Annotated in this window: 20 protein-coding genes; 16 read left to right on the top strand and 4 right to left on the bottom strand. The window is 73.5% G+C overall.

The genetic code is table 11. The features are described from left to right. The first annotated feature begins 253 nt into the window (after positions 1-253). From ACLIN4_RS23935 to ACLIN4_RS23925, 3 genes are all read left to right on the top strand, one after another. Positions 254-1168 (top strand): DUF3152 domain-containing protein, encoded by a 915-nt coding sequence (locus ACLIN4_RS23935; RefSeq protein ID WP_100046660.1) that lies wholly within the window; start codon positions 254-256, stop codon positions 1166-1168. A 99-nt stretch (positions 1169-1267) separates the two neighbouring features. Further along, on the top strand, positions 1268-1702 hold the full coding sequence (locus tag ACLIN4_RS23930) for a PPOX class F420-dependent oxidoreductase (protein ID WP_100046661.1): 435 nt from the start codon (positions 1268-1270) through the stop codon (positions 1700-1702). 103 nt (positions 1703-1805) lie between these two features. Next, positions 1806-2552, top strand: coding sequence for a DUF4142 domain-containing protein (locus ACLIN4_RS23925; protein WP_289908750.1), 747 nt, complete (start codon positions 1806-1808; stop codon positions 2550-2552). Positions 2553-2576: 24 nt separating this feature from the next. Here the strand turns inward: ACLIN4_RS23925 and ACLIN4_RS23920 are convergent, their stop codons facing one another. Next, positions 2577-3122: a MarR family winged helix-turn-helix transcriptional regulator gene (locus ACLIN4_RS23920; protein ID WP_290014562.1), complete on the bottom strand. Its 546-nt coding sequence runs from the start codon at positions 3120-3122 to the stop codon at positions 2577-2579. Positions 3123-3605: 483 nt separating this feature from the next. On the opposite strand from ACLIN4_RS23920, the gene ACLIN4_RS23915 reads away from it, so the two are divergent. Beyond that, positions 3606-4133 (top strand): hypothetical protein, encoded by a 528-nt coding sequence (locus ACLIN4_RS23915; protein WP_107479792.1) that lies wholly within the window; start codon positions 3606-3608, stop codon positions 4131-4133. A gap of 57 nt (positions 4134-4190) precedes the next feature. Here ACLIN4_RS23915 and ACLIN4_RS23910 read toward each other — a convergent pair whose 3' ends face one another. Beyond that, a complete protein-coding gene (locus ACLIN4_RS23910) occupies positions 4191-5300 on the bottom strand; it encodes a Ku protein (protein ID WP_411576188.1) in 1110 nt (369 codons plus the stop codon). Positions 5301-5377: 77 nt separating this feature from the next. Here ACLIN4_RS23910 and ligD point away from each other — a divergent pair, with 77 nt between their 5' ends. Continuing rightward, positions 5378-6259 carry a non-homologous end-joining DNA ligase gene (gene ligD / locus ACLIN4_RS23905; RefSeq protein WP_290014557.1) on the top strand — a complete coding sequence of 294 codons (882 nt, stop codon included), beginning with the start codon at positions 5378-5380 and terminating at the stop codon, positions 6257-6259. Positions 6260-6346: 87 nt separating this feature from the next. Here ligD and ACLIN4_RS23900 read toward each other — a convergent pair whose 3' ends face one another. After that, positions 6347-7150 carry a nuclease-related domain-containing protein gene (locus ACLIN4_RS23900; RefSeq protein ID WP_411576187.1) on the bottom strand — a complete coding sequence of 268 codons (804 nt, stop codon included), beginning with the start codon at positions 7148-7150 and terminating at the stop codon, positions 6347-6349. A gap of 108 nt (positions 7151-7258) precedes the next feature. Between ACLIN4_RS23900 and ACLIN4_RS23895 the strand changes: the two genes are divergently transcribed. The 11 genes from ACLIN4_RS23895 to ACLIN4_RS23845 all read left to right on the top strand — a co-directional run bounded on the left by ACLIN4_RS23895 (position 7259) and on the right by ACLIN4_RS23845 (position 17386). After that, positions 7259-7765: a protein-tyrosine phosphatase family protein gene (locus ACLIN4_RS23895; RefSeq protein WP_411576186.1), complete on the top strand. Its 507-nt coding sequence runs from the start codon at positions 7259-7261 to the stop codon at positions 7763-7765. A gap of 66 nt (positions 7766-7831) precedes the next feature. Further along, positions 7832-8611, top strand: coding sequence for a hypothetical protein (locus tag ACLIN4_RS23890; RefSeq protein WP_411576185.1), 780 nt, complete (start codon positions 7832-7834; stop codon positions 8609-8611). Next, the gene (locus tag ACLIN4_RS23885; protein WP_411576184.1) at positions 8608-9852 is read left to right on the top strand and encodes an ATP-binding protein; all 1245 of its coding nucleotides are present in this window, start codon (positions 8608-8610) and stop codon (positions 9850-9852) included. The genes ACLIN4_RS23890 and ACLIN4_RS23885 overlap by 4 nt, the downstream gene beginning before the upstream one ends. A 210-nt stretch (positions 9853-10062) precedes the next feature. Beyond that, positions 10063-10506 (top strand): SH3 domain-containing protein, encoded by a 444-nt coding sequence (locus ACLIN4_RS23880; RefSeq protein WP_107478598.1) that lies wholly within the window; start codon positions 10063-10065, stop codon positions 10504-10506. Positions 10507-10549: 43 nt separating this feature from the next. Further along, a complete protein-coding gene (locus tag ACLIN4_RS23875) occupies positions 10550-11911 on the top strand; it encodes an FtsW/RodA/SpoVE family cell cycle protein (protein ID WP_179342543.1) in 1362 nt (453 codons plus the stop codon). After that, on the top strand, positions 11908-13365 hold the full coding sequence (locus ACLIN4_RS23870; protein ID WP_289908757.1) for a penicillin-binding transpeptidase domain-containing protein: 1458 nt from the start codon (positions 11908-11910) through the stop codon (positions 13363-13365). Before ACLIN4_RS23875 ends, ACLIN4_RS23870 begins: the two co-directional genes overlap by 4 nt. Positions 13366-13410: 45 nt before the next feature. Further along, entirely contained in the window at positions 13411-13917 is a 507-nt protein-coding gene (locus ACLIN4_RS23865; RefSeq protein ID WP_107478596.1) for a DUF3291 domain-containing protein, read from the top strand. Between the two features lie 134 nt (positions 13918-14051). Continuing rightward, on the top strand, positions 14052-14990 hold the full coding sequence (locus ACLIN4_RS23860) for an AurF N-oxygenase family protein (RefSeq protein WP_107478595.1): 939 nt from the start codon (positions 14052-14054) through the stop codon (positions 14988-14990). A 73-nt stretch (positions 14991-15063) separates the two neighbouring features. After that, positions 15064-15717 carry a TetR/AcrR family transcriptional regulator gene (locus ACLIN4_RS23855; RefSeq protein ID WP_107478594.1) on the top strand — a complete coding sequence of 218 codons (654 nt, stop codon included), beginning with the start codon at positions 15064-15066 and terminating at the stop codon, positions 15715-15717. Between the two features lie 73 nt (positions 15718-15790). Then, the gene (locus tag ACLIN4_RS23850) at positions 15791-16126 is read left to right on the top strand and encodes a hypothetical protein (RefSeq protein WP_100046673.1); all 336 of its coding nucleotides are present in this window, start codon (positions 15791-15793) and stop codon (positions 16124-16126) included. A 102-nt stretch (positions 16127-16228) separates the two neighbouring features. After that, positions 16229-17386, top strand: a complete 1158-nt coding sequence (locus ACLIN4_RS23845) for a C40 family peptidase (protein ID WP_289908759.1) — start codon at positions 16229-16231, stop codon at positions 17384-17386. Here the strand turns inward: ACLIN4_RS23845 and ACLIN4_RS23840 are convergent. After that, positions 17350-18612: a styrene monooxygenase/indole monooxygenase family protein gene (locus ACLIN4_RS23840; protein WP_289908760.1), complete on the bottom strand. Its 1263-nt coding sequence runs from the start codon at positions 18610-18612 to the stop codon at positions 17350-17352. The genes ACLIN4_RS23845 and ACLIN4_RS23840 overlap by 37 nt on opposite strands. Positions 18613-18618: the final 6 nt, after the last annotated feature.

Raw genomic sequence — 18618 nt, 5'->3', positions numbered from 1 at the left:
GCTCACACCGGGCGGCCCCGGCGCACGTGTGCGTGCCCGGCCGGACGCCTTCCGTTGCCCGTTCTCCTGTCCGCCGCTCGCGGACCGTTCGGGGCGCCCGAGGGTTGCACGACAGAACCGAACAGGTGTGTGAGAAGCCCCACTTCGCGCCGGTGCTGTTTCGGCGCGTACTTCCGCTTTGATCTCCGTGGCGACAGAAGCACGGGGGAGTCCGCCGTGCGCGCCCCGCCGACCGGAAGAGAGGACGCACGTCGTGGGCCGATCCACCGCCCGCCAGAGCCGCCGAGGCACGACGCCGGGCGGTGACCGGCGCGTGTCCCGCGCCCGGAGCCGACGTCGGCGCAGGTCCGCCCGCCTGGTCCTGGGCGGCCTGGCCTCCGGAGCCGTACTGCTCGCGGCGGGCGCCGCCGTCGCGCACTGGCAGCACACCCGGCCCGCGGTGACGGACGACCAGGCGGCCGACGTCGCCGACGCCCTGGACGCCGCCGGGCGCACGGACGCCCCGTCCGGGTCGCCGTCCGGGAAGACCGCGGGCGCTTCCGGGTCGCCGTCCGTGAAGGCGTCCCCTTCCGCGTCGCCCTCCCCCTCCACCATCGCCATTCCCCCGACCGGTCCCGGCACCTTCGTCACCGCCGAGGCCGACGGCTCCACCGTGGGCACCGGCAGCCGCGTACGCCGTTACAAGGTCCTGGTGGAGAAGGGCATCGACGTCCGGCCGAGCGCCGCCGCGGCCGAGATATCCGACGTGCTCGCCGACCGCCGCGGCTGGACCAGGGACGGGATCAACTCGTTCAAGCTGGTGAGCTCCGGGTCGTACGACTTCGTGGTGAAGATCGCCACGCCGGGCACCGTCGACGAGATCTGCGGCGCCTACGGCCTCGACACCGGGGGCGAGGTGAACTGCGCGGTCGGCACGGACGTCGTGGTGAACCTCAAGCGCTGGGTGCTGGGCTCCCCCCAGTTCGACGGACCCATCGGCGACTACCGGGCGCTGATCATCAACCACGAGGTCGGTCACCGCATCGGCCACGGCCACGAGACCTGCCCCGGCCCCGGCCGGCCCGCACCGGCGATGATGCAGCAGATCAAGGGGCTCAAGGGCTGCGTCGCCAACGCCTGGCCCTACGACCGCGACGGCAACTACCTCAGCGGGCCCTCGGTCCCCTGAGCGGCCGGACGACCGCCCCGGACACCGGGCCTGCCGTGCGGCGGCGTTCGGCGGACGGTTCGGGGGACAGCGGGCGGTGCCGGGGGCGATGATCGGCCCATGACCACCACACCGCGTTTCGACCCCCGCGCCCTGCTGGCCGAGAGCCGGCTCGGCGTGCTCGCGACGATCAAGTCGGACGGCCGCCCGCAGCTCTCCCCCGTCATGCCCGCCTACGACCCGGACGCGGACGTCATCCGCGTCTCGACCCGCGACGGTCTGGCCAAGACGGCGAACCTGCGCCGGGACCCGCGGGCCGCCCTGGAGGTGACCGCCCCGGACGGCAGGTCCTGGGCCACCGCCGAGGGTGTCGCGACCCTCACCGGGCCGGGCACCGACCCGCACGGTCCGGAGGTCGAGGCGCTGGTGGAGTACTACCGCGCCGCCGCCGGGGAGCACCCGGACTGGGACGAGTACCGGAGGACGATGGTGTCCGACCGCCGAGTACTGCTCACGATCGCCGTCGAGCGCGTGTACGGGGCCGACATCGGCTGAACGGAATTTCCTCGCCGCGGCGGTGATAGATCCGCGCGCCGTTTCCGTACCTCCTGGCGTACGCGTACACGTGCGAGTTCCTCGCGTCGCCCCTGGAGGCATCATGCGGCTGTCCCGCAGCAGGATCGGAGTCGTCGTCCTGTTCGCTGCGATGACCCTGACCCTCACCGCGCTGGCCTTCCCGGCCGTGCTCGGTCTGGACAAGGCCGACGGAAACCAGAACCGGGTCATCGCCAGTACGAAGTTCGGGCCGCTCACCGAGGCCGACCGGGACTTCGTGGTCAAGGTCCGGGCCGCCGGACTGTGGGAGTACCCGCTGGGCGAGATGGTGATGGAGCGCGGCACGACGAAGGAGATGAAGACGGCCGGAGAGCACCTGGTCGTCGGGCACGCCGGACTGGACGCGATGTGCCGGGAGATCTCCCCCGAGCTGGGCATCACGCTGCCCAACCGGGCCTCCCCGCAGCAGGAGGACTTCGTGGCGACGGTGGACGCCAAGAGCGGCAGGGAGTTCGACTCGTCGGCCGTGAACATCATGCGGGTGACCCACGGTCAGATCTTCCCGGCCATCGCCAAGATCCGGGCCACCACGAAGAACACGCTCGTGCGGCAACTGGCCGACCTGGCCAACGACACCGTGCTGGACCACATCACCGTGCTGGAGAAGACCGGGCTCGTCGAGTACGACAAGGTCACCTTCCAGCAGACCGGCCCGGCGAAGCTGCCGAGGGAGAAGGTCACCCCTCCCCCGCCGCAGCCGGGCGAGCGGGTACTGGTGCTCAAGCCGCGCCCCGACCTGAACGTGAACACCGCCACACCGGCACCCACGCCGTCACCGGCGGCCGGGTGAACCGAGCGGCCCGGCGGGCCGGTGTCAGGCGTCGCGGGCGGCGGTGACCTCCGCGGGCCGGCCCGGCGGGTACGGCGGGTACGGCTCGGGGTCGTCCGGTGCCGGGCCCAGGGGCTCGCCGCCCGCCTCGCTGAAGGCGGTGAGCGCCTCGACCAGGGCCGCCCGCTGGTGCGGCGCGAGCCGTTCGACGATCGTGGCGACCTCGGCGCGCCGCCGGGCGCTGACGGTCTCGACGGTGCGCCGGCCCTCGTCGGTGAGGCGCAGCAGGGTCTCGCGCCGGTCGGCGGGGTTGGTCTGCCGGTCGGCGAGGCCCGCCGCGATCAGCCGGTCGACCATGCGCATCGCCGTCGACGGAGCGACCCGAAGGTGGTCGGCGAGCGCGACCAGCTTGGTGTCGCCCCTGGTGAAGAGCACCATCAGCATCCGGAACTGAGGCAGCGTCACCCGCTCCTCCACCTCGGCGAGCGACCGCGCGGAGACCGCCACCAGCAGTCGTGAGGCGGCCAGTACCGCCCTGGTGACCGCGTCGACGTCGTCCAGGCCCCCGACGGGCATCTCACGCTCCGGCATGGGTCCTTTCTACCGCGCCTTTCTACCGCGCGAAGTCCCCGCTCACTCACCCGATCGGCGCGGAGTGCGCCGCCGCGGCACACCTCGGCCGGCACAGGGGGAACGGAGACCGCCGTCCGTGCATCTTCCCTGTGCAAGGGTGGAGGCCGGGTCACACATCGGGAGGGCGGCGATGGCGGTACGGACACCCCCGGTGGCACCGGGAACGCCCCGGCGTCCTCGCGCGTTCACGGGATCGGCGGCCGACGGCCGACGGGGCGTTGCCGCGCGGTGCGTTGCGGCCGGGAACCCTGGCGATCCCTTTTTGCGCTGTGCAATGATCCGGCCCCAGGGCCGGCCGACGCCCGCACGCCGTACGGCGCCCAGGAGAGACACCGGCACGGCGCCGCGGCACAGCACGGCACACCGGCCGCCGGCGGGCTCCCCTCCCGCTTCCCCGTCCCGGCCGCCGTACGGACCGACGAAGGAAGGAGGAGCGGGATCATGACCGCTTCGGGGCCGGACAGCGGCGCGACGCCGAACGAGCCCTACGAGCCGGGCGGTGTGCCGCCCGTGCCCGAGGACGTCTGGCGGAAGTTCCTCGAGGACGACGAGCGCGCCATCCGCGCCTCCGCCCTCCGGGAACCCGCCGCGCGCGAACGGACGCCCGGCTGGCAGCCGGGGCCGCCGCCCGCCGCGGTCGGCGAGCTGTGGCGCCCGGAGGACCCGTGGCCCGGGCCTGCCTGGCGGGAACTGGACGGCCGCGCCCGCGTCCGGCGGGTCGGCCGGGTGATCGGCACGGCCGCCGCGGTGGCCCTCGCCCTGACCGCGTGGTCACAGCTGTCCACCGGCCCCGGCACGCCCGGCGGCGGACCGGCCGACACCATCGGGCAGCGCCTGGAGGAGGGCTCCGTGCTGCCCAGCGCCGCCACCCCCGCGCCGACGGCGTCCGGCTCCACGAGCCCGGCTGCCTTCGAGCCCGACCCGTCCGCCGTTCCCCGGGCATCTCTCTCCCCCTGGACGTTCGACTGACCGCTGGTCCCCGCCGCACCGGCCCGGCGTGCTGCCGTCCGGCGGCCCGTCGACGCGTCAGGCGCTGCGCCCGCGGGACGCCGTCTTCCTGGCGGTCGCCTTGCCGGCCGTGCTCTTGCCGGCCGTGCTCTTGCCCGCCGTGCTCTTGCCCGCCGCCTTCTTGGCGGTGCCCCGGTCGGCCGTCTTCTTCGCGGGCTGGGCGGACTTCGCCGTCGACTTCCGGGCGGCCGAGGACGTCGACTTCTTCGTCTCCGTCTTCTTGGCCGCCGTCTTCTTCGCGGCCGTCGACGTCGACTTCTTGCCGCCGGTCTCCTTGGGGGCCCGCCGGGCGGGCTGCTTGCGCTGCCGCAGGGTTCTGACCTCCGCCTCCTCGGCCGGTCCGGCGCCGCCGCCCCGGGACTCCCGTGCCGCGCGCACGCTGCTCTCCAGCGCCGCCATCAGGTCCAGCACCTTGCCGGGCGCCGCCTCCTCGGGGGCCTGCGGAGGCGCTTCGCCGGCCGCCTTGGCGGCGACGACCTCCTCCAGCGCCTCGCGGTACTCGTCGTGCAGGTCGTCCAGGTCGATCTCGCCCAGCGTGTCCATCAGGGCGTCCGCGAGGTCCAGTTCCTGGTCGCGGACGGTGACCCCGGAGTCGGGGGCGACGTCCTCGGGCGCGCGCACCTCGTCCGGCCACAGCAGTCCGTGCATCGCGATGGCGTCGCCGACGACCCGGAGCATGCCGAGGCGCTCCCGGCCGCGCAGCGCGAACTTGGCGACGGCGACCCGGTTGCTCCGCTTGAGCGCCTCCCGGAGCAGCGTGTAGGGCTTGGCGGCGGGCGCGCCGCTCGCCGCGAGGTAGTACGCGGAGCCCATCTGGAGCGGGTCGATGCGCTCCTGCGGTACGAACGCCACGATCTCGATCGTCCGCGCGGTCGGGATCGGCAGGTGGGACAGGTCCTCGTCGGTGATCGGGATCATCGAGCCGTCGGCGTCCTCGTAGGCCTTGCCGATCTCGGACTGGCTCACCTCGCGGTCCTCCAGCTCGCAGACCTTGCGGTAGCGGATACGGCCGCCGTCCTCCGTGTGGATCTGGCGGAAGGAGACCGAGTGGCTCTCGGTCGCGTTCATCAGCTTGATCGGGATGCTGACCAGGCCGAAGGAGATGGCGCCGTTCCAGATGGATCGCACGTGCCGCACCTTTCCTGTCGGTCGACTGCCGGATGACCGTCGGGCGGTTTGTCACTGTTTCGTGAGATTGTCATGGTATGGCGCCTATCACTGAGGTGGAGGGGCGACGGGTCGCCCTCAGCAACCTGGACAAGGTGCTGTATCCCGAGACCGGCCTCACCAAGGGCGAGCTGCTGCACTACTACGCGACGACCGCCGGGGTGCTGCTGCCGCATCTGCGGGACCGTCCGGTCTCCTTCCTGCGCTACCCGGACGGTCCGGACGGCCAGGCGTTCTTCACCAAGAACGTGCCGCCGGGTACGCCCGACTGGGTCACCACGGCCGAGGTGCCGCGCTCGGAGGGACCGGCCCGGATGGTGCTGGTGCAGGATCTGGCGAGCCTGATGTGGGCGGCGAACCTGGTGACCGAGTTCCACACCCACCAGTGGACCGCGAGCGACCCGGACGAGGCCGACCGGCTGGTGTTCGACCTCGACCCCGGTCCGCCCGCGACCGTCGTGCACTGCTGCGAGGTCGCGCTGTGGCTGCGGGAGCGGCTGGCGGCGGACGGGATCGAGACGTACGCCAAGACGTCCGGGGCGAAGGGGCTGCACCTGCTGGCGGGGGTACGGGGGTCGTCGTCGGAGCGGGTGTCGGAGTACGCGAAGGCGCTGGCCGTGGAGGCGGAGCGGGCCCTGCCGAGGCTCGTGGTGCACCGGATGACGCGGAGCCTCAGGCCGGGGAAGGTGTTCGTCGACTGGAGCCAGAACGCCGCCCGCAAGACGACGGCCACCCCGTACACGGTGCGGGCCCGCGCGGTGCCGGCCGTCTCCGCGCCGGTGACGTGGGAGGAGGTGGCCGGGTGCCGGCGGGCGGAGCAGTTCGTCTTCCGGACGGAGGACGTGGGGCCACGGGTGCAGGACCACGGCGACCTGCTGGCGCCGCTGTTCGACCGGCGCCGGGCGGCTGCCCTGCCCTGACCCGCGGGCCCGGTCGGAGCCGGGGCGTCCCCTGCCGGACGGGGGGCTCCTCGGCTCACGCCCGGCCCGCCCTCCGCCCGCCGCACCTCAGACGCGTGTCCACGTGGCGCGGTCCCGGGCCATGGCGTGCAGGGCCTCCACGTCCGCCGGTTTGAGCATGCCGCCCAGGCGGGCCAGGTCCGGCAGCTCCCCGTCGGTGAGGACGCGGACCGAGCGCGGCGGTTCCAGGACCGTCACGTTCGCCGGGTCGACGAGGACCAGGACGGCGTGGACCTCCGCGGTCAGGGCGTAGGAGGCCCGGTCGGCGTCGGCGCGGACCCGGCGCAGCAGGGGGAGGGGTTCGCGGCGGCCCAGCGTGACCAGGGGGTCGGTGACGTGGACGCGTTGCCGGCGGGCGGGCAGCGCGTGCACGGCGAAGAGGCCGCCGGGGCCGATCACCAGGTGGTGGATGCGGTCGCCGCCGGGCAGCGGGACGGAGTGCAGGGTGCGCCAGCCGGCGCCGTCGAGGCGGTCCAGGGCCCCTCCCGCCGCCTGCTCGGCCGTCAGGGCGCGGCGCCGCGGGTCGGGACGCAGCCGGTGCGCCGGGCCGGGCTCGCGCTCCAGGGCGACCAGGAGCGCCTCGCCGGGCCGGTTGGGGGCGAGGTCGTCGTCCGGGTGCAGGGTGAGCCGGGCCAGCTCGGCGGGGGTCGGGACCGGGGGCGGGCCGACAGTGACCGGGCCGGTGAGGAAGGGGCCCAGCGCTGCGAGGACCTCGCCCTCCCGGTCGTCGCGCAGCAGGTTGACGCGGGCCGTCTCGCGGTCGTACCAGGCGACGTTCCCGCCGTCCGGGGTGCAGACGTACAGCCGTTCCTGACCGTGCCGCCAGGTCGGTACGACGCGCAGTCCGTCCATGCACCATCACCCCACGACCATGGGAACAGGCGGGGTGCTGCGGGGGCAAGAACCGGGCTACCTTTGACAGCGGTTGGGAAGATCCTCGGGCGGGGTGGGGAGGCGCCGTTGCGTACCCGTGGGAAAGGACCCGACGTACCGGCTCCGGGCCGGCCGTGGACGGAGATCGTGCCGGGGCTGTGGATGGGCGGGCACGAGTGCCGGCGGCAGGCCGGGGGGCTGGAGCCCGTCGTCGTGCGGGACGAGTTCGACCTCGTGCAGACACTGCTGCGGCTGCCCGGACACGGGCCGGACGCCGGTGTCGAGCACCATGTGTGGCCGATCCCCGACGGCCCCCTCGACGGCACTCAGCTGGCGGGGGTGATCCGGCTGGCCGAGGCCGCGGGCGAGGCACTGGACGCCGGCCGCAAGGTCCTGGTCCGCTGCTACCACGGCTACAACCGCTCCGGCCTCGTCGTCGCCCACACGCTGGTGCGCCGGGGCCGCACCGCCGAGGAGGCGATCCGGCTGATCCGGACCCGGCGTTCGCCGTGGGCGCTGCACAACGAGCTGTTCGTGGAGTACCTGCGGACCGGCCTGGACACCGTGCGGCTGCTGGAAGAGCTGGCCGAGTAGCCCGCCGCACGGGCCCGCGCGCAAAATGGACTTCCGTACCAATGATCACCGAACGCCTGGAGTGCAGTGGTCCCGAGCCGCCGTGGGTGCCCCGCCCGCGTCCCAGCCGTCCTGGCGCTGCTCACGGCGGTGACGGCGACCGGGGTGCTGGCCGGGTGCGGTGACGCCGGCGGGCTGCGGAGCGCGGGCGAGACACCGGCCGCGCAGAGCCCGGCCCGGCTCTGGCCCGACCTGACGCCGGCGTCCAGTCCGGCCTACGACATCGGCGAGGTCGACAACGAGGCCGTCAAGGGCGTCACGGTCCCCGGCGGCGACATCCGCCGGGCGGACCCGGTGGCCGCCGTACGGGCCGAGATCGCCGCGCACCCCGACGACTACGAGGGCGCGCGGGCGCCGTACCGCGAGACGGCCGACCGGATGGCGGACTGCGGCGCGGGAGCCGGGAGCGGCCGGTGTCCGGTGCTCCGGCCGTACTACCGCGACCTGACCGGCGACGGACGCCCCGAGCTGGCCCTGGGCTTCAGGCTGCTGCCCGAGAAGATGACCGCCGTGCGCGTCTACACCGCCGAGAGGAACCGGCTGGTACGGGTCATGTCCTACGAGGACGCCGTGAGCGCGGTGGAACTGGCCGGGCGGACGGTGATCGTCCGCTCGCCGTCGGAGGTCGCGGGCTACGAGTACCGGCTCCAGTGGACGTGGGACCCCGACCAGCGGGCCATGCTGCTCACGAGCGACGAGATGCTGCCCACGGACGACGGGCGCGAGCACGCGAGGCGACCGTCGCCGTCCTCGTCCCCCGCTCCGTCCCCGTCCGGGTCCGGGCCCCCGTCGGCGAGCGCCCGGTGAGGCTCGCCCTTCCCCGGTGGACCGGGCCGCTCGCGGTGAAGGCGGCGGTCTTCATCACCGTGATGTGCTGCGCGCTCGCCGCGCTGCTCGGCGTCCTGGTGCACGTCTCGGTGACCAACCAGACCGTGGGGCAGGCCCGCGACACCGCCCTGGCCCGGCTGCGGGAGGCGACGGACGCCTACGAGGCCGGGGACCCGTTGCGGCCGAGCGCCGGGGTCGATCCGCCGGGGCTGCCCGAGTCGCTGCGCGAGCTGGCGGTGTCGGGTCGGCGCGGCACGATGGTCGCCGAGTACGACGGGCGCCCCACGATGTGGGCGGCGGGTCCGGCCGCCGGTGGCCGGGCGCTCGCGGTGCGGGTCGACCACACCCAGGGCGAGCGCACCATCGACGGTCTCGACGGCGCCATCGTGTGGTCGTCGGCGCTGGCCATCGGGGCGACGCTGCTGGTCGGCGCGTTCGCCGTGACGCGGGTGACCAGGCGGCTGCACGCGACGGCGCGGGTGGCCCGGCGGATCAGCGCGGGCGACCTCGACGCGCGGGTCGGCGATCCCCGCGCGTCGGACCCGTCCCGCCCGCAGGACGAGGTGGCCTCGGTCGCCGCCGCGCTGGACTCCATGGCGGCGTCGTTGCAGGGCAAGCTGCTCGCGGAGCAGCGGTTCACCGCGGACGTGGCGCACGAGCTGCGCACCCCGCTCACCGGCCTGCACGCGGCGGCCGAGCTGCTGCCGCCGGGCCGCCCGACCGAGCTGGTGCGGGACCGGGTGGCCGCCCTGCGCACGCTCACCGAGGACCTGCTGGAGATCTCCCGGCTGGACAGCGGTCGGGAGCGGCTGGAGGTGGACGCGGAGCCGCTGGGCGAGCTGGCCATACGGGTGGTCCGCGGCTCGGGCACGGACACGCGCGTGGACGTCGTACGGGACGCGCGGGTGGAGACCGACCGGCGGCGGCTGGAGCGGGTGCTCGGCAACCTGGTCGCGAACGCGCACCGGCACGGGCGGGCGCCGGTGGTGCTGACCGTGGACGGGCCGGTCATCACCGTACGGGACCACGGGGACGGCTACCCGGAGTACCTCCTGGCCCACGGGCCGCAGCGGTTCCGCACCGAGAGCGGGACCAAGGGGCACGGTCTCGGGCTGACCATCGCGCTCGGGCAGGCGGAGGTGCTGGGCGCCCGGCTGGAGTTCACGAACCCGCCGGACGGCGGGGCGCTGGCCACGCTGACCCTGCCCCGGCAGCCCTGATCCGACCCGGACGGGCGGGGACGTGCCCCGATGGCGCAGTGCGACGGGCGGACCTCGCCCGCCGCTCCTAATGTGGCGATCAGTCAGCTTCGAACCCTTCGAGCTGTTCTGCTCCTTCGAGCCGTTCAGCCCCTTCATCCCGTTCAGACCTTTCGACCCCTTCGGTATTTCCGCCCCGCCCGCACCGTCCGCTCCCCGGGAGGTACTCCCATGTCCCTGCTGAACGCACCGTCCCCTCGCTCGTCCCTCTTCCGCGGCCTGGCCACCGCGGTCGCCGCCGGCGCGCTCGCCACCGCCGTCGCCGTCACGCCCGCCGTCGCGAACGACGAGTGGGGCGGCGGCAACTCCGGTTCCGGCAGCGCCGCCGGCCCCACCGGCGGAAACGGAGGCGGCTTCGGCGGCGACGGCCGTCAGGAGCAGGGCCAGTACCGGGGCGTGGTCACCGCCGACCGGCTCGCCCTGCGCACCTCGCCGACCCGCGGCGCGGACGTCATCCGGTACGCCCACCGCGGCGAGACCGTGCACATCTACTGCAAGACGCCCGGCGACAAGGTGAAGGGCAACCCCCTCTGGTACCTGCTCACGGACGGCACCTGGGCCTGGGGCGCGGCACGCTACATCGACAACATCGGTCCCGCGCCGCGCTGGTGCTGATGCGAACGCCCTCCACACCACACCATTTGGGTAAGTTCCGGACATGACCAAGGCCGGAACCGGAACCGGAATCACCGTGGCCCAGGCGGACACGCCCGCTCCCGTCGCCCGGCTCCCCCGGCGCCGGGGCGTCGAACTCGCGCTGATCCTGATGGCCGTGCTGCTGTCGGTGTTCGGGTACTGCAACGTCGGTCTCGCCCAGCACGGCACCCTCCCGCCCGGCGCCGCCGGTTACGGCGCCGGGCTCGGCGTGCTCGCGCTCCTCGCCCATCTGGCGGTGCGACTGCGCGCCCCGTACGCGGACCCCCTGCTGCTGCCCATCGGCGTGCTGCTCAACGGCCTCGGCCTGGTGCTGATCTACCGGCTCGACCTGGAGACGCCGGGCGACCGGGCGGCCCCCACCCAGCTGGTGTGGTCGACGCTGGGCGTCGCGCTGTTCATCGTGGTCGTCCTGCTCCTGCGCGACCACCGCGTCCTGCAACGCTACGCCTACGTCTGCGTCGCCGCCGCCCTCGTCCTGCTCACCGTGCCGATCTTCTTCCCCGCCGTGAACGGCGCCCGCATCTGGATCCGGGTCGAGGGCTTCTCCATCCAGCCCGGCGAGTTCGCGAAGGTGCTCCTCGCCGTCTTCTTCGCCGCCTACCTGGCCGCCAACCGCAGCGCGCTGGCATACGCGGGCCGCAGGGTGTGGCGGCTGCAACTGCCCACGGGCCGCGTCCTCGGCCCCATCGTCGCGGTGTGGCTGGTCAGCGTCGGCGTCCTGGTCCTGGAACGCGACCTCGGCACCTCGCTCCTCTTCTTCGGCCTGTTCGTGGTCCTCCTCTACGTCGCCACCGGCCGCACCGGCTGGATCGCGGTCGGCCTGCTGCTGGCCTCGCTGGGCGCGGTCGCCGTGGGCTGGCTGGAGCCGCACGTGCACAGCAGGGTGGAGGACTGGCTGCACCCCTTCGCCTCGATCGAGGCCGGTCAGGGACCCAACCAGCTCGCCCAGTCCCTCTTCGCCTTCGCGGCGGGCGGGGTGACCGGCACCGGTCTCGGCCTCGGGCACTCCGTCCTGATCGGATTCGCCGTCAAGTCGGACTTCATCCTGGCGACCGCCGGTGAGGAGCTGGGCTTCCTCGGCCTGGCCGCGATCTTCCTGCTGTACGCGCTGCTGGTGGAGCGCGGCTACCGGGCCGGGCTCGCCGCCCGCGACCCCTTCGGCCGGCTGCTCGCGGTCGGCCTCTCCTCGATCGTGGCGCTCCAGGTCTTCGTCATCGCGGGCGGGGTGACCGGGCTGATCCCGCTGACCGGCATGGCGATGCCCTTCCTGGCGCAGGGCGGCTCGTCGGTCGTGACCAACTGGGCGATCGTCGCGCTGCTGATCCGGGTGAGCCACGCGGCGCGGCGCCAGGCGGCCCGGTGACCCGGCACATCCGGCACGCCGCCGCGTTCTGCGCGCTGCTGCTGGTCGCCCTGCTGGTCAACGCCGCCCGGGTGCAGATCGTCCAGGCCCCGGAGTACGACGACAACCCGGCCAACCGCCGCCCCGACATCGCCCGCTACCAGCAGCCGCGCGGCGACATCCTGGTCGGCGACGAGCCCGTCACCGGCTCCCGGGACACCGGCGAGCACCTGCGTTTCGAACGGACGTACGCGGACGGGCCGTTGTACGCGCCGATCACCGGCTTCGCCTCGCAGGCGTACGGGACGACCCTGCTGGAGCACGCCGAGGACGGGCTGCTGTCCGGCGCCGACCCGATGCTCGCGCCGCTCCCGCTCTGGAACGACGTCACGGGCACCCACAACCCGGGCGGCGACGTCGTGACCACGATCGACGAGGCGGCGCAGCGGGCGGCGTTCGAGGGACTCGGCGGGCGCAAGGGGGCGGTGGCCGCGGTGGAGCCCTCGACCGGTCGCGTGCTGGCGCTGGTCTCCACCCCGTCGTACGACCCCCAGGCGCTGTCCGGGAACAGCGCGGACGCCACCCGGACCTGGGAGCGCCTGAACGGCGACCCGGACAAGCCGATGCTCAACCGGGCGGTGCGCCGCACCTATCCCCCCGGGTCGACGTTCAAGGTGGTCACCGCCGCGGCGGCCCTGGACGCCGGCGTGATCCGGGACCTCGACGCGCCGACCCGCTCCCCCGACCCGTACACCCTCCCCGGCACCCGGACCCGGCTGACCAACGAGGCCGACGGCTGCCGGGACGCCACGCTGCGGGAGGCGTTCGAGTGGTCCTGCAACACGGTGTTCGCCAAGCTCGGCGTGGACGTCGGGGTGCGCGACATGGCGGCCACGGCGGAGGCGTTCGGCTTCAACGACGACGGGCTGCGCATCCCCTTCGCGGTCTCGCGGTCCACCTTCGACACCTCGGTGGACCGGGCCCAGCTCGGGCTCGCCTCGATCGGGCAGTACAACACGCGGGCGACCCCGCTTCAGATGGCGATGGTGGCGGCGGCGGTGGCCAACGGCGGCCAGGTGCGCCCGCCGTACCTGGTGGAGCGGACCCAGCGGGCGGGCGGCAGCCTGGTGGCGACGGCCGGGTCACGGCCCTCCCGGGAGGCGATGCGGCCGTCCACGGCGTCGCGCCTGAAGGAGCTGATGCGGGGCGTGGTGGAGAACGGCACCGGCGCGAACGCGGCGATCCGCGGCGCCGTCGTCGGCGGCAAGACCGGCACCGCCCAGCACGGCGTCGGCAACTCCGGGACGCCGTACGCCTGGTTCGTCTCCTGGGCGCAGGGCGAGCGGGACCTGGAGCCGAAGGTGGCGGTCGCGGTGGTGGTGGAGGGCTCGGCTGCCGACCGGGAGGACGTCAGCGGGGGCGGGCTGGCGGCGCCGATCGCGCGGGGGGTGATGGAGGCGGTGCTCGGTGGGTGAGACGGGGGTACCGTCGCGCCGGGCGCCCGACCTACCGTTCGGTACATGACTGATGCCGTCGCGTACGAACTCGCCCAGGTCAACATCGCCCGCCTCAAGGCCCCGCTCGACACTCCCCTGTTGAAGGACTTCGTGGACTCGCTCGACCCGGTGAACGCCGACGCGGACGCGGCGGACGGGTTCGTGTGGCGGTTGCAGAGCGAGGAGGGGGACGCGACCGACATCGCGGTCTTCGACGACTCCTGGCTGATCATCAACATGTCGGTGTGGCGGGACGCGAACGCCCTGACGGCCTTCATGTACCAGGGGCGGCACCGGGAGATGCTGGCGCGGCGCAGGGAGTGGTTCGAGCGGGTCTCCGAGGCGATGACGACCCTGTGGTGGGTCCCGGCGGGACACCGGCCGACGGTCGCGGAGGCGGAGGAGCGGCTGCTGCACCTGCGGGCGCACGGGCCGACGCCGTACGCGTTCACGTTGCGGACGTCGTTCCCGGCGGGGGCGTCGGTACCGGTCGCGGGTGAGGTGCCGGCCGGGTCGGGGTGCTCGGTCTAGCGGCGCGGGCTCGCGAGGGCGGGACTCCCCGTCAACAACTCCCGCCCAAGGGATTGACGAGCTTGCTGACGCGCAGTCTCATAAGTCGGAGCGAGTCAGAGTGACCCCGGGTAACACGACGAGGTGGGACAGCCATGAGGACCCTGACGGAAGCCGACGCGCTCGAGGGCCTGCGCGACGCGCTGGGCCTGCTCAAGGACCGGGAACAGGTGGCCGAGCGACTGCTCGAATCCTCCGCCAGGCACTCCTTCGACCCGGACCGGGAGCTGGACTGGGACGCCCCCTTCGAGGAGGGCAAGTGGTTCTGGCCGCCGGAGCTGGTGTCGCTGTACGACACCCCGCTGTGGAAGCGGATGGGCGAGGAGCAGCGCATCCTGCTCTCCCGGCACGAGGCCGCCGCGCTCGCCTCGCTCGGCATCTGGTTCGAGCTGATCCTCATGCAGCTGCTGGTCCGGCACATCTACGACAAGGCGGCGACGAGCGCCCACGTGCGGTACGCGCTCACCGAGATCGAGGACGAGTGCCGGCACTCGAAGATGTTCGCCCGGCTGATATCCCGGGGTGAGACCCCGTGGTACCCGGTGAGCCCCGTCCACCAGAACCTGGGCCGCCTCTTCAAGACGATCTCCACCACGCCGGGCTCCTTCACCGCCACCCTGCTCGGCGAGGAGGTCCTGGACTGGATGCAGCGGCTGACCTTCCCCGACGAGCGGATCCAGCCGCTGATCCGGGGCGTCACCCGCATCCACGTCGTGGAGGAGTCCCGGCACGTGCGCTACGCCCGTGAGGAACTGCGCCGCCAGATGGTGACCGCGCCGAAGTGGTCCCGTGAGTTCACCCGGCTCACCTCCGGCGAGTTCGCCCGCGTCTTCTCCGTCGCCTTCGTCAACCCCGAGGTCTACACGAACGTCGGTCTCGACAAGCGCGAGGCCATGGCGCAGGTCAAGGCCAGCGGCCACCGCCGCGACATCATGCAGACCGGCGCGAAGCGCCTGACCGACTTCCTGGACGACATCGGGGTGCTGCGCGGGGTCGGACGGCGGATGTGGCGGTCGTCGGGGCTGCTGGCGTAGCACTTCCCGGGAACGGCCGGTCCGTTCCGTCGGCGTGGGTGGCCGCCGGGCTCAGCGGGTTACGCTGCGGGTCATGACCCCGCAGGCCCCCACCCCCGCCTACCGCCGGCTCAGTGTCGAGGAGCGCCGCGTCCAGTTGCTGGAGGCCGCGCTCGCCCTCTTCGCCCACCGGCCGCCGGAGGAGGTCTCCCTGGACGACGTGGCCGAGCAGGCCGGGGTCTCACGGCCGCTGGTGTACCGGTACTTCCCGGGCGGCAAGCAGCAGCTGTACGAGGCCGCGTTGCGGTCGGCCGCCGACGAGCTGCGGCTCTGCTTCGACGAGCCCCGCGAGGGTCCGCTGCTGGCCCGGCTCTCCCGGGCCCTGGACCGCTACCTCACCTTCGTCGACGAGCACGACACCGGCTTCAGCGCCCTGCTGCGCGGCGGCAGCGTGGCCGAGACCTCCCGGACCTCCTCCATCGTGGACGGCGTACGCCGGGCCGCCGCCGAGCACATCATGAGCCACCTGGCCGTCGCCGAACCCGGCCCGCGGCTGCACATGACCGTCCGGATGTGGATCACGGCGGTGGAGGCGGCGTCGCTGATGTGGCTGGACGAGGACAAGCAGCCGTCGCTCGACGAGATGCGGGACTGGCTGGTGGAGCAGTTCCTCGCCGTGCTGACGGTCACCGCCCGCCGCGACCCGCAGACCGCGGCACTGGTCGAGGCGCTGGCGGCCGACCTCTGACACCGGCCCGCGATCCTGTGACACCGGCCGACGGCCCTCTGCCACCGGGCGGCCGATCACCGACACTGGTGCCGTGAAGAGCGAAGACACCCCCTTCGAGGGCGGCCCGATGGACGGGCGGGTGCTGCCCGTGCTCGTCGGGATGACCGGGCACCCGCCGAAGACCTACCGCATCCCGGTGCCCGCCCCGGACGGCGGCCCCCCCACCGTGCTCGTGTACCGGAGGGAGCCCCGGGACGCCCGGGGCGGGCTGCGGTTCGCCCGCTGGAAGTACGTGTACGACCCCGAGGGCAAGAAGGGATCCGGCCGGAAGTGGCCCTGGTCGAAGCCGGACGCCGGACCGGGCACCCGGCCCGCCGCCGATCCAGACGCCACGCCGCGAGGCAAGCCGGACGACGCCGACGGGTGACCCCGTTGCGCCGAACCGCGCACACTCGGCGCGCGGGGCCCGCGACCACGGCACATGCTCACCGTGCGGAGCGGAGGGGCCGCCCGCGCCGGAGGTGATGACATGTCAGGAAGGCTTTTTCGTCTGGTGTGTACGGCGGCGGTGGCGGCCGGGATCGTCCTCGCGCCCGTACCGGCCGCCGCCGACCCCGAGCCCGGCACCGGCGACGACCGGTCCGTGGCGGCTCTGCTGACGGACCTTCAGCGGCTGTACCGGGAGGCGGAGAAGGCCACCGAGACCTACAACGGAACCGAACAGCGCCTGCGCGAGCAGCGCGCCGAGGTGAAGCGGCTGGACGCGGAGCTGGCGCGGACCCGGCTGTCCCTGCACGACAGCCGCGGCGCCGCCGGACGGCTGGCCCGCCAGCAGTACCAGAACAGCAGCAACCTCTCCCCGTACCTGCGACTGCTGCTGGCCCGCGACCCGCAGCACGCGCTCGACCAGGGGCACGTGATCGGCCGGCTGGCCCGCGAACGGGTCGAGACCGTGGGCCGCCTGACCGGCGAGGAGAAGAAGGTCGAGGACCTGGCCCGGCGCTCGCGCGAGGCACTGGACCGGCAGGTCTCCCTCGCCGAGAGCCAGGAGAAGCAGCGCGACGACGTCCGCGAACGGCTGCACGCCGTCGAGGAGCTGCTCGCCTCGCTCACCCCGGAGGAGCTGGCCGCCCTGGCGGAGCTGGAGAAGAACGGGATCGCCGAGGAGCAGGAGCGGTTCATGGCCTCCGGCGCGCTCGGCGACGACGGCAAACCCTCCGCCGGGGGCGAGAGGGCGGTGCGCTTCGCGGTGGAGCAGCTCGGCAAGCCGTACGAGTGGGGCGCCGAGGGCCCGGCCTCCTACGACTGCTCGGGGCTGACCTCCGTGGCCTGGGAGCGGGCCGGGACGCCCATCCCGCGGACCAGCCAGGAGCAGTGGGCCCGGCTGGAGCGCGTCCCGCTGGACGAGCTGCGCCCCGGTGACCTGGTCGTGTACTTCCCCGAGGCCACCCATGTGGCGATGTACCTCGGCGACGGCACGGTCGTCCAGGCGCCCCGCCCCGGCGCCGAGGTCAAGGTGTCACCGATCGCCGCCAACCCGGTGCTGGGCGCCGTACGGCCCGACCCCGGCGGGGAGCCGCTGCGGCGGTACACGCCGCCGAGGCTCCCCGCGGGGGCGACGGACGGGTCCGACGAGGGGTACGCCGACGCCTACGCGCCCGCGGCGCCCGAGACCTCCATCAGGTAGCCCTCGGTCTTCGCCGGGTCGTAGAAGAAGTTCTCGAAGTCGGCCGGGTCGTTGAAGCCGTTGGCGAAGCGGTCGGCGACGGGCTGGAGCTGCATGCCGGCGCCGATCAGGTTCAGGACGTGCTCGGGCGGCGGGGCGAGCATGGTGTTCGTCCACTTGGTGACGTGCTGGGCCGTCTCCCAGTAGCGGTCGAAGGTCTGCTGCATCCAGGCCTCGTCGAACTCCTTGTCGCCGTGTTCGAGGATCGAGGCGAGGTAGGAGGCGGCGCACTTGGAGGCGGAGTTGGAGCCCTGGCCGGTGATCGGGTCGTTGGCGACGACCACGTCGGCCACGCCGAGGACCGCGCCGCCGCCGGGGAGGCGGCCGATCGGGTTGCGGACGGTGGGGGCGTAGCGGCCGGCGAGGGTGCCGCCGGCGTCGGTCAGTTCGACCTTGGTGGCCCGCGCGTACTCCCACGGGAGGAACTTCTCCATGAGTTCCAGGGTCAGGGAGAGGTGCTCCGAGGGGTCCTTGACGTCCTTGAAGGCGTCCAGCGGGCCGCCGGGTATGCCCTCCCAGAACAGGATGTCGGCGCGGCCCGAGGTGGTGAAGGTCGGCATGATGAACATCTCGCCGACGCCCGGCACCAGGTTGCAGCGCACGGCCTCCGTATCCGGGTGCTCCGGGCGCGGGCCCATCCCGTGGACGTAGGCGACGGCGAGGGCGCGCTGCGGCTCGCTGTACGGGGAGCGGGAGGCGTCGCGGCCGAACATCTGGACCAGTTCGCCCTTGCCCGCCGAGACCAGGACGAGGTCGTAGGCGCGGGAGAAGTAGTCCAGGTCGCCGACGGCCGCGCCGTGGATGACGAGCTGGCCGCCGCGCTGGGCGAAGGTCTCCATCCAGCCGGCCATCTTCACCCGCTGGTCGACCGACTGCGCGAAGCCGTCGAGGCGGCCCAGCCAGTCGATCGCGCGCTGCGAGGGGCCCGGGTCGAAGGAGCCGGGGGCCGCGACCGAGACGCCGAGTCCTTCGATCTTCGGGGCCTGGGACTCCCAGAAGTTCAGCTGGAGATCGCGCTCGTGCTGGAGTGCCGTGTGGAACATGCACTGCGTCGACATGACCCGGCCGGTGCGGATCTCGTCCGCGGTCCGGTTGGACATCAGGGTGACCTCGTAGCCGTGCGACTGCAGGCCGAGGGCGAGCTGGAGACCGGACTGGCCGGCTCCGACGACGAGTATCTTCCGCATGCGGGG

The organism is Streptomyces mutabilis, assembly GCF_046628145.1.
GTDB classification, from domain to species: domain Bacteria; phylum Actinomycetota; class Actinomycetes; order Streptomycetales; family Streptomycetaceae; genus Streptomyces; species Streptomyces mutabilis.
Note: the sequence above shows the minus strand (reverse complement) of the source record. Positions and strands in the feature narration are given on the sequence as shown.